A 12760-nucleotide genomic window follows, 5' to 3' on the forward strand; every position below is an offset into this window, starting at 1 on the left:
TCTATGGATAACTTTTCAAATAATCCAGGACGGCGTCAAGTCCAAGACATTTCTGCAGTTAACAGCTTCTTAACTAAGATGTACAGTCTAATGATTTTGGCTGTTTTAGTTTCTGCCGCAACTGCTTTCTTGACGACAACTGTATTTGCTTCAGCAATTGCTAATATGTCACAAGCCGTTTACTGGATCATTATTTTTGTTCCAATTGTTTTATGTATGACTATCAGCTTTAAGGCAGCTAAGAATCCGACACTGGGTTTAGTCCTTTTGTTAATTCTTTCAGCAGTCTATGGCTTTGAATTTACCTTTATTGCTGGTGCCTTCACCACTGCTTCAATTGCAGGTGCCTTTTTATCTGCAGCTGGTGTATTTGCAGCAATGGCAATTTTTGGTACTGTAACTAAGCGTGATTTAAGTAATTGGGGTTCATATCTTGGCGCTGCTTTAATCGGTTTCTTAGTTGCATGGCTAGTAAATGCCTTCTTCATCAGAAGTGGTGCTGCTACCTTTATATTCTCTTGCATTGGTGTATTACTTTTCACTGGCTTAATAGCCTATGATGCACATAATGCTAAGAAAATTTATATGACTTACGGCGGTCAAGTTTCAGACACCGGATTAGCTGTAATGGGTGCGTTAAATATGTACCTTGATTTCATCAACATTTTCATGTTCTTGCTTCAAATTTTTGGCATGGGCGGAAATCGCGATTAATCTATAATTATAAAAATAGCGTTGATTGGCTTTACACTAATCAACGCTATTTTTATGGCTCTATACTTTTTCCTGATAATGGTTTACTCAGAAAAAGAGTAATCTATTAACAGGTTTTTATGCAATAAAAAAAGAGGGCCTAGTCCTCTTCTACTAATGCTTGTATTAAATTTATGCTTGATATTAAAGAGCAATATTATAAATTCATCCATGGTAAAAAATGTAAGATCTTTGAAGCTGTCTTAATTCAACCTACTTGTCCTTTTTGTGGTTCTATTTTCAATGCTTCTAAGTTAAAAGTCTTAAGTGCTTCTTATGAATTAATGCAAGACTTTATTTCGGCTTTAAAGAATCATGATGGGCAAGCCTTAAAAGCACTTATCTTTTCTAAGGAACCAGTTGGAGAATTAATGCATAAAACACTAATGACATTCTGTAAAAAATAGCTGGCTATCTTAAATGGAGCCGCTCTAACTTATTCCAATGGTTGTCTTGAAGGCTTCAATCGCAAAATTAAACAAATTGAAAGAGCAGCCTATGGCTACTCTAATTATATTAATCTCTTAACTCGCATCAGACTTGAAGAAAACAAAGTAAAAGAAAAAGAACCAAGCAATTTAATAATTGCTTGGTTCTAACTCTTTACTCTTTATCAACAGGATTTGACAAAGAGCCATTTTTTCCATGATTTTTATTTAATATTAGTCTTTCTTTTTACGCTTTTTGCGGTCAGCTAATCCAAAGATTCCCAATCCAGCTAAAAGTGTACCAATCCAACTAATATTTTCACTATCTTTTTGATCAGTTTGCGGCAAAATCTTTGCATGCCCTTTTTTAAGCATATCTCTACCTAAACGAGTCAATTTACCATTTTCATAAAGTACTCTACCATGTTCGTCAACAATTGTACCATTCTCAAGCTTATGACTTCCTCTTAGGAAATCTTTTACTTCATAAAGAGGCTTAGTATTACTATTCTTGATTGAAGGTTTGTGAATTATTGGAGTTACAGGCTTTGCAGGTACCTTATGAGTAGTCGGCTTCTTGCTTGGTTGAATAGGCTTAGCTGGCTTATTATTCGGCTTATTTGGTTCAACCGGCTTGTTATGTTCAGGTTTTGTTGGCTTATTGTTGGCATCATTTGGCTTATTTATCGGGCTATAAGTAATTGTAAATTCAAGATTTTGCGAATTTGGACTTACAGTTTGAGCAGCAATAGTCATCGGATTTGGACTATAGCCTGAAATATTAGGAGCAACAATTTCTGGGAAAGTTGAACTTTCCTTATCCCATTCACCCCAAACAGTTTTACCAGTTACCAAGTCTTTAATACCGTTACGAATAAAGGTGATAGTTTGAATAGTATCTGGTAAAGCCTGACTTTGATCAGTGTATTTGAAGTGAATTGTTTCTGTTACAGTTTGAATATCAGTAACTTCTTCAGTCTTATGTTGAATTGCAATTTTAGTTATACCATTTTCAATCTTAACTTGATCAGCTGGCTTATCATTGGTGTATTCCCAATTAGTTGGAAGTGGCAAATCGTAAGTTACTTCTTGGCCCAATTCTCCAACAACAGTAGTTGAAGCAATTACTTGCCCCGATGAATCAATAAGTTGAACTACTTGGCTCGCTTGAATTTTATCCTTAATATAAGTAATTTCAATTGTTGAATTTTCAGTAGTTGCATTAACTGCTTCTTCTCCTACCACGTTTGGACTAGCAGTGTAGCCAGCAACTTTTTCTGGAGTATAAGCTTCCCAAACAGCAAAATCAGCACTCTTCCAATCACTGTAAGTTACTTCACCAGTTACTTCATCAAACGTAGCAGTTCTAGTAAACTTAACACTTTGCGTAACAATCTCTTTAGTTCCATCTGGCTTATTTACAACGATTGTTCTAGTTGGTTCAGAAACTAACTTTTCCATTTTTGGATAAGTTTCATTGGGGTTGCCTGGAACCTTACCATTTGGAATTTTATCCTCAGGAGTATCAGCAGTAACCGTAATCGTTGAATGTTCAACCTGAATTACTACAGTTGGAATACCTTCGGCTGTTGCTGTGACAGTCTTTGGAACTTCTTGACTTGGTACTAGCTGCCAGCCTGCTGGAATTTCTGGTTTAACTGCTACCGCTTCTCCAGTCTTTCCGCTAAGCGGACTGGTACTTATTTCGTTGCCTTCTTTGTCTTGGTAAGAAATAATACCGCTTTGTTCATTCGCTGTGTAAGTAACTTCAATAGTCTCATCTTTTTGACCATTCTTAACTTCAACTGCTGGAATTTCTTCTTCACTTGCAGTATAGCCTTTCACTTCTACTGGAATAAATTCTTTCCAGCTTGCAGTTGACCATGAACCATAAGTTACTTTACCTGTTACATCATCGTAACTTGCGTCACGGTAAATCTTCGCTGTTTGAACTTCTGTACTCTTAGTTCCATCTGGGTTAATTACATTGATCGTACGAGTAATTGCTTGGTTCAACTCATTTTCATGTGCTCCATCAATTTCTTTACCCGTTGGTGTCTTTTCTCCTTCCGGAACTGGATTATTATGATCAACATTGGTTGTTCCATGCTTAATCTTAATTACAGTAATTCCATTATCGATGGTGATTTCAGTTGGTACATCACTTGGATCACTTGCTACCCAACCTACTGGAATTTCAGGAGTAAATAGAAGCTTAGTTCCCTTAATGTGACCACTAATATTAGTTGAATTAATTACTTTGTTATCAGCATCAACATAGTTAATAGTTTGGCTACTATTTTCAAAAGTAAATGTGGCTGTTGAACTGAAGTCAATGTTGTAATTTGGATTTTCATGACGAATCTTATTGATTGCATCTTCGCTAAGTTCAACGTTATAAGTTCCAGCTTCAGTTAATTGACTTATCTTAAGCTTTTGACCATCTTTAACAACAACAAAATCGTCTGCAGTTAATTTAGGAATATTCAGATCTTGGTCATTGTTTGTTTTTACACTGTCTTGATAATTACTAGAATCAAAAGCTAAGTCTTTAGTAGTTTGAGAACCACTTATTGAAACACTAGCAGTAGCTTTATTGATTACATAAGTGTACTCACCACTAATCGCACCGGTGGCAAAACTATAGTTAGGGTTAGCAGCCTGAATTTTAGCAATTGAACTATCCTTAAGCTTCAGATAGTAAGTGCCAGCATCAGTTGGTAAGCCTGTCATTTCAGTGTACGTACCATCCGTATTCTTAGTGTACCAAGCATAATCAGCTTCGGTTAAGTTAGAAAGATCTAAGCTTTGGCCATCAACTAAGCCACTTGGCATCCAAACAATTGAATTAAAGACGTCATTAACTGTAACTTCTTGACCGTTATATGTCTTATTGCCATTTTCACTTAAAGTATCAGTAGCTGCTTTTTGGTTAATTGTGTACTTAATCGTACCGCTGGCAGCACTAAAGCTGTAGTTAGGGTTGGCCTTTTGCAATGTTTGTAAAGCAGAAGACTTCAAACGAGCTTCATAAACTCCTGCATTAGTTGGAACTGCATCAAGCTTATTGCCTTGTGCACCATACCAATCAAAATCACTGATAGTAATACCTTTCATTGATAATGGGTTATCAGTAACAAGATCATTAGCGTTAATCGTTAAGTCTTTTACATCTAAACTAGCAGGCTGACCATCGTAAGTCTTTTCTTGATCCTTGTCCGAAATAGTTACATCGGTAATTGATTGAGGAACGATTTCAAAAGTAGCTGAACCAGTTAAGCTGTCCGTACTAATTTTTACATTCCCTGAACCAGCATATTGATCAATTGCAGCCTGCAAATGAGCCAAACCAGCTTGGGTCAAGTTAATAGTGTAAGTCCCTACATTAGTTGGTGCCTCACCATTAGTCCAAATGTAATCACCATCTTGCAAGTGGTAAATACTATTTTCAGTGCTACCAGGGAAGGTCAAGTTAACAATAATGTCACCACCATTGTTAAGTTCAGCGGTAGTTACCGCTGATCCATTAAATGTCATTTGGTTAGAACCTGACAAGCTTGCACTAGCCTCAGTAGCTGCATTAATCGTATAAGTGGCCTTAGTATTAAACGTCCACTTGTAGTTATCGCCATTGTTGCCAGTTAAATTCTTCAACTTAGCTTCACCGGCTGGTGATAATTCAACCGTATAAGTTCTAGCACTAATAGGATCACCATTAGCAAACTGCAAATCATCACTAGTTAACTTAATCGTTTGTGCAGTACCGTCGGGAGCATAAACAGTTGCTGAATAAGTTAAATTATACTTACCAGTATTCAAATCAGCTGGTAAAGTAGTTTTTCCATCATAGGTCTTACTATCGCTACCCTCTAAGCTAATCGTGACTTCGCCTTGGTTCACCTTAAAGATGCAATAAGTAGTTACATCGCTCGCATCCTGTGGATAAGCATAGTTAGTACCCAATGCAGTCCTGATATTTTCCAGACCTTGAGCTGATAAAACAACTTGGTAACTACCAACATCTCCTGGTGTTTGACTAAAAATCAAATCTCCATCTTTAGCTTGGTAGTTTAAAGTAGTACCATTTTCAGTCTTTACAGTTAAGGTATAACCTTGAGGATTCTCCTTGATAGCTTTTAACCAATCACTGGAACCATAAGTTACATTTTGTTCATTACCACCAACAGTAATTGTCACTGGCATCTGGTCAACAAAGAAGTTAGCCCGTGCTTCAGCAGCTTGAGTCCAATTATAGTTAGTTGAACCAGTTAACTTTTGAAGTTTCTTCAACCCTTGAGCAGATAGTTTCACTTCATAAGTGCCAACATTACCTGGAGTAGTTATAAACTCCAGATCGCCTGCTTCAAGCGTCACATCGGTATAGATTGGCTCATGTTCATTATCAGTTGTTGCATTCTTGACAGGTGCAGTAATGGTAATACTGTAGCCGTCATCGCCGCCATATTGAATCGTCGCATTTTCACCATATTTAATGTGCTCTGCACCATTAATCGTAACGGTAGTATCAGCAGGGGTAATTACATATGTAGCTGGTTCATGTCTAGCATCAACAGGATTCGAATCAGATGAAACACTTCTAGCAGTATCATTATTTTCACTAACAGCATCCCAGTCATAATCTGGGAAAGCTTCTTTTAGTCTTTTCAGTAGTTGATCGGCAATCTTAACTTGGTAAGAGCCAACATTAACGGGCATTTGACCATTAGTAAATCCATTAATATAGACATCGCCATCCTTCAAACCACCAATTGCTTGAATAATTTCAGCATCGGTTGGTCCAGGAACACTGCTATTCCAATTAGTTAGTTCAATATGATATGCGCTTGAATCGAGAGCTAAATCAGTCCCGTAAGTGGTCGTTTGGTTACCGCTTAAAGTAACTTGAGCCTTACGAGCATAGATCAAGAAATTACCAGTTGCATTACCTAAACTAATGTCATAATTACTTGCACCTGTTAGATTCTTAATCTTATTAAGTGCAGCACTTGTCAAACGAACATAATAAGCTGGATTACCTGTTTTATCGTTTTCTTGGGCGTTAGCATGGCTGACTGGATTACCAGCACTATCAACCACTTCTAAATCTTCTGGAGTTAAAGTGAAGCTTCCCAATCCAATTGGCTCATCATTTGAGTTACCCCATACTAATTTAATATCACCATTATCAAGCTGAGCTTGGGTAATAGCTGCATTTTGACCATTATAAACTTGTGATGCAGTTCCACTTACGCCGATAATCAAACTTGCTGGATAAATGTGGTAAGTAATGCGGCCTGAAATCGTGCTATTTCCGTCCTTAACAAATGTGTAGTTAGGGTTAGCATGCGCAAAAGCGGTCTTACCTTTTTCATTCAATTGCAAGTAGTAGTAACCAGCATCAGTTGGAGCAGCAATCGGTTTACCATCTTGATCGACCCATTCAAAGTCATCAGTAGCTAAATCTGGAATAGTCAAGCCTTGAACATTATTGAAGCCAAAGTTCTTCTTGGTTTCTTCATTATTTGGATCAAAGCTGGCTGCTTGACCATTGTATTCACTCTTTTCACTACCATCTAACTGAACGCTTGGCGAAACAGCTTGTTCAATTTGGAAAGTAGCACTCCCTGTATTCTCCTTAGACAAGATAACATTACCTTTACCAACCGCTTCATCAATTGCAGCTTGAATTTTATCAAGACCTGCACTAGAAAGAGTCAGAGTATAGTTACCAGCATTAACAGGTGCTTTACCATCTTGAGTATTCCAAGCGTAGTCTCCATCTGCAAGAGTGAAACTAGTTGGCAAGTTGACAATATTATTACCACTAATCGTTACCTTGATAGTTGAACCATCAGTGTACAAATCAGCTGTTGTTACTGAATTGCCATTGTAAACCATAGAATTGTGACCGCTAAGTTCAGTATTAGCGCTAACAGGCGTAATGGTGTAAGTCCCTGTTCCACTTGATGCTGTAGCAGCCCAAGTTACATTATCACTATTAATTTCTTTAATATGATCCCAACCATCTTGTGATAAACGAACTTTATATTGTCCCACGTTAATTGGAGCATTAGTAGTCCACGTACCATCGACATTAAATTCAATATCACCAGCAACTAAGTTATAAGTTGGATTATTTGGTTCATTCAATTTAATTGAGAAACCATCTAAGTAATCACTATTAGGACTGCCCGTGTAAGTGTATGAAGGATCACCACTAAATTCTGCAGAAGCTTGGGCTTTGTTAATAACTAAAGTACCGAAACTCGTGCCTTGGCTGATCTTGTAATTATCACCAACCGCTTTTTGAATCTTGGCAACACCAGCATCAGTTAAGACAATATGGTAAACACCACCAGCATTAATTGCAGTGATAGGCTTACCGCTGACATCAACAATTTGGAAGTCACCAGAATGTAATTGTACATTGCTCAAGCTAGCTGTTGCTCCATCTTTAGGGCTAATGCTTACTTGAACGCTGTTATTTCCATTAGCATTGTATTTAACGCTAATTGGTTGGCCCGTGTAAGTTTCGGTTTGTGTTCCATCGACACTTACAGTATTTTCAGCAGCATTAATTGTATAACTTGCACTTCCAGTAAAGGCATTATCAGCAAATACTATATTTGGTGTGTTATTTTGACCAGAACCTGCTAAACCAAGAATATATTTTTCAATGTTGGAAATACCATCAGGTGTCAAAGTAATCGTGTATGACCCAGCATTAGTTGGTGCAGAGCCACTACTCCACTTGTAGTCACCATCTTTAAGAATATAGGTCTTGTTAGCATCAGTAACACCTGGGAAGGTTACCGTTACACCAATTTGACCATTGCTATTTACTTCAGCAGTTGTAGTAGCTTGACCATCGTATGTGCGTGAGTTAGAGCCACTTAATACACCACTTGCTTGAGCTTGCGTAATAGTGTAAGTAGCTAAACCACCACCATTGGTCAAAGTAAAGTTAGGATTATCCTTTTCTAGAGTAGAGAGTGCAGCGTCCTTAAGTTTTATGTAGTAAGTTCCAACATTTTCAGGATTACTGATCGGATTACCCTGAACATCTACCCACTCATAACTATCACTAGTAAGGCCCATCGTATCTAAAACTACTTTGGCATTGTTAAAGTTAGCAGTAATTGTTAATTTTGAAGGATCGATACTAGTCGCAGGTTGGGCATCATAGATCTTACTATAAATTCCAGATGTCTGGTTGCTTAAAGTGAAAGTAGCTGGGGCCGGATTAATAATATAGGTTGCAGTACTGGTAAAGGTTGAATTACCCTGAGCATCTACCCATTTAATACTGTTATTACCAAATTCTTTTATAATATTCTGCTTGCCATGTTCTGACCAACGTAACTCATAGGTACCTGCATTAGTTGGCATTTCAGTCGTCCAAGTTTGACCATTATCAGATGAAAATTCAACATCCCCGGCCTGTAAAGTATAGACATCCCCAGTGGGCCCTGTAACTCCAGCATAAATTGGATTGTCACCATCCCCATTATTAAGGTCATCAAGAGTGATTGGACTGCCAGTGTAAGTTGACTCATTAGTACCTGCCAAAAATGCTGTTGCAGTTGCCGTATAGGTTATATTAATTACAGTCGGAAGTGTATCGATAGTGACAGTTTGAGCTGGAATAGGTCTCCAATTTGGAATATTTAATGTTGTTTCAGTAGTTGTCCCATCAGGATGCGTAACTATTTGTTTAATGACTTTCGTATAATTATTCGGAACCGGTATATTCTTGTAGCGGTCCCATTCACCTGTAGTCCAGCCACTACCATCAAAGCCATCAAATACTACTCCGCTATCATCAGCATTTACGCGTACAGGTCTAGTAATTGTTGCTGATTGAGTCGTAGTTTGGGTAACTGAAGGAGTTCCTGGTTGGTTAACTGGCGTGAAGTTAATTACACGGTTAATAGTTTTTTGCGTCAATGATTTAGGTACATAGTAAGTTGTCAATTCGTTACGAACATACCATTGAGGAGCATTATTAGTAGTAAATACTGTATTGGAATTATAATTTGGATTAGCAAAATTTACAGTAGTATATGTGCCTGTAGAATTGAGGTTTGCTATTACATAGTCATTGCCAGCATCAGGAGGAGTAACAGTAAATTGTCCATCTTGTGCTATATTCCAGTTTCCAGAAATCACACGGAAACCTAAGTTGTCCTCATCACCAACCGTCTTATCCCAAGTCCAATCTCCATAAACCACTTTATTGGTTGAAGCATTAATGGTCCCAGCTTGTTTGAAGAAAACTTGAATCTGCGCATCGGGTGCAACTGATTGGCCATTCTTATCACCACCTGCATACACAAATTTAGCGGTTATTGTTCTAGCTTCAGTTTTATTTGGAACATAGAAAATAGTATGAACAGGTTGAGCTTCATAAAGAGTTGCAGCCGTAGTATATGCAGTTGAGCCTTTAGAAATATCGCTGGTATCGCCATCACTACCATTCCAAGTAGGGAAAACAAATTGATTAGCAGGAACTTTACTAGTATTTGTAGCAGGACCACCAGTGTAAGCTGTATATCCATCTAAGGTTGGTACATCGGCAGTTACTGTAGCCCACTTTTGCGGTAAATTAGTCCAAGTCCCGGATACTACATGGTAACCAGGTGTATTACTATCACCTTTTTTAGTATTCCATTGCCATGGACCATACGTAACAGTTCCAGTTACCAAATCTTTTGTAGCTTGCCGAATATAGTAAACATCTAAAACTGCAGAAGTAAAGGCATTACCATCCTCGGTGTAAGTACCGTCTTCATTAACCTTTGTCTTAACGTAATTTACGGTAACAGTGCGTGTTTCTTGTGCAGCTGGATCAGTATTAGTTACGTCTTGAGTTTTATGAACTAAGTGAACAACAACATTTGCACCATAGAATGAAGGAGCAGCCTCAGTCGTCCATTTATAATTTGGTATTGCCCAATTACAACTTGGATCTGTAAATGATCTCCACTGATCTCCAGCAACTGTTGCTCCTGCAGGTACTCCAGAGACACTAACAGATTGATACTTAGCTGGATTTACGCCATCTGGAAACTTAAGATCATTACTATAGCCACCATTACCAGCATTTTTTATATCAAATTGAATAATTTCCTTATTTTCCGTATCATCCCAGTAAGTGATTGTAAACTGCATTTGTTGAGTAACAGTAACCTTAGCAGTAGCTGGAGCAGTTACGGCAGTGTATTGCTGGCCATTCACAGAAACCGGATAAGTTGCAATAACTTTAACATTATATGTTCCTACTTGATCCCAATTTGGTTCACTATTATCAGCAAATTCAAATGTAGTACCTGATGGGAAATCAGCAACATTAGTGACTAAATCTTTAGCTGTTAAAGTCTTCCCCTTATAGGTAGTCTTATCTTGAATCTGAAGGTTTTTCTTTTGATCTGCAGGGATAGTAACAACTTGGTATGTAGCATTCGCATAGTTAACTAGATGATTATTGTGACCCGTTACATCATCAACAGGGGCAGTTGAAACTCTCTTTAGTACATAGTTATGCTCAGTAACATAATCCTCAAGCTTTTGATCAACCATGTCTTTGTAACTATTAATGGCATCCGTCATGTTACTTGCACCAGCTGCATCATAAACAACAGGTACAGAAATAGTAGTAAGTTGGCTACCACTGGCATTATTAATAGTGATATTGTGTGTATTATTGTTTTTATTGGATAAAAGAGTGTAGAGACTACCACTAGCTAAAATGATTGGCTGAGTAAAGCCGCCATTGGCAATACCCAAAGTGTTTAACTTATCAGCAGTAAGTGTGGAGTTATTGCCGAGATAAACGACTGACTGAGTATTATTTATGACATTAGATGCACTGGTTACCTTACTAAAGTCCCAGTTAGAAAAATCAACATACTGAGCCGATGAACCAGCAAACAAAGTTATCATATTGGTAACATTGCTCGTGTTCCAGTTAGCAATCGCACTTGCATCAACCAATGATCCTTCATTGGCAAAAGTTGCTTCAAGATTAGTTACCTTACTGGTATTCCAATTTTCCAAACCATGCAGGCTTGTTAATGCATGGTTAACATTAAATGCCCGATTCAGATCAGTCACACTGCTAGTATCCCAATCAGCTAAGGCACTAATGTCAGTCAAATTAGCATCACTCATAAAAATGACACCCATGTCAGTTACATGACTTACATTCCAATTTTCTAGACCTTGTAAGTTCGTAAAACTATTATTAGCAAATGCAGTGTTGAGTTTTTGTAAACTATCAGTCTTCCAATTGCTTAAAGGAGAAAGATCTGTAACTTTGGTAACATTGTTGAAAATCCGAGTCATATTCGTAACTTTTTGAACATCCCAATCACTAATTCCAGTCAAAGATGATAGGTTAGAAGTACCTTCAAAAGTACTTTGCATTGAAGTAACACTACTAGTATCCAAACTATTGGCATCTAAATTGGTCAACTTCGTGTCATTTTGGAAAGTACCATTTAAATCAGTATTTGCGAGCTTGATCTTCTTATCATCAGTCTTACTAAAAGCAATAGTAGCAGCATTTTGCCAGCTTTTAATTAAATCATTAGAAATCGACACTTGAAGACCATCAGTTGATTTATTAGCAGCCGCAAAGTCAGCTTCATTAGGCACAATAATGTGAGTTTGATCACCAGTGTAGCGAGTTAATTGGTAATAATTTGTACCATCAAATGTCGTGTTCTGCCCTGTCCACTTAGAAGTATCTAATGTTCCCCAAGTAGCAGAATCATATCCGCCGTTAGTAGTTGCTGTGGTGGCTGTTGCTGCCACAGTCTTATTTTCTTGAAGAGCATTAATATTAAAGTTACTTACATTAAATGTAGTTGTCTTTTGAGTTGTATTTTCAAAAGGAGTTGTTTGAGTTGTAGAAGAATCAGGCTTTGAGGTTTCAGAATTTTGAACAGTAGAAGGAGTCTCCGGAGCTTTGGCAGTTGTACTCTGTTGATTAGTATGTTGAGTAGTGACTGTAGGATCCTCTACATTAGCCTTCTTACTTTCATCGGGATTTTTAGGAGTTTCTGCCCCAGAAGTTTTCAATTGAGCAGTGTCATTCTTAGAACTCTCTGATTGAGCTGATGGTGTCCCAGAAGCTTCTGTTTGAGTTGATTCAGATGGAGCTATATCCTTATTTTCATTTGTAGATTTTTTCACAACATCCGATTCAGTTTCTTGTTGGTCAGTTTCTGTTGATGCATGAACAGTTTGATTGTTATTCATTGTTAAAAATAATGTTGATAACAATACAGAACATACCCCTACGCTTAATTTTCTAATGCCAAACCGTTGTTTACTGTCATAATCATTTTTATTGAAAATCATAAGTCAAATTCCCTTACCCTTAAGCCGGTATACTATATGTTATACTATTATTTTACCGCGAGAAATAACAGATAACAAAATATGTGCACGTTTTAAGACAACTTTACAAAGCAAAAAAAAGAGGGCCTAGTCCTCTTCTACGAAACTGTCAAATCTTTTGTGTAAATAGATCTTTCTCGTAAATTGATTTTTTAATTATTTATTTAATCAAAGTA

Annotated in this window: 2 protein-coding genes and 1 pseudogene; 2 read left to right on the plus strand and 1 reads right to left on the minus strand. The window is 37.4% G+C overall.

What is annotated here, in order from left to right; translation table 11 throughout:
- Nucleotides 1-3 precede the first annotated feature (3 nt).
- Together Q0Y84_RS09835 and Q0Y84_RS09840 are read left to right on the plus strand one after the other, a co-directional pair.
- A complete protein-coding gene (locus Q0Y84_RS09835; protein ID WP_297953155.1) occupies nt 4-714 on the plus strand; it encodes a Bax inhibitor-1/YccA family protein in 711 nt (236 codons plus the stop codon).
- 311 nt (nt 715-1025) lie between these two features.
- A pseudogene (locus Q0Y84_RS09840) lies at nt 1026-1352 on the plus strand (transposase); the annotation flags it as partial.
- 63 nt (nt 1353-1415) lie between these two features.
- On the opposite strand, the gene Q0Y84_RS09845 reads toward Q0Y84_RS09840, so the two are convergent.
- Nucleotides 1416-12545: an MBG domain-containing protein gene (locus tag Q0Y84_RS09845; RefSeq protein WP_297953157.1), complete on the minus strand. Its 11130-nt coding sequence runs from the start codon at nt 12543-12545 to the stop codon at nt 1416-1418.
- Nucleotides 12546-12760: the final 215 nt, after the last annotated feature.

This window comes from uncultured Lactobacillus sp. (assembly GCF_947367125.1).
Taxonomy (GTDB): Bacteria; Bacillota; Bacilli; order Lactobacillales; family Lactobacillaceae; genus Lactobacillus.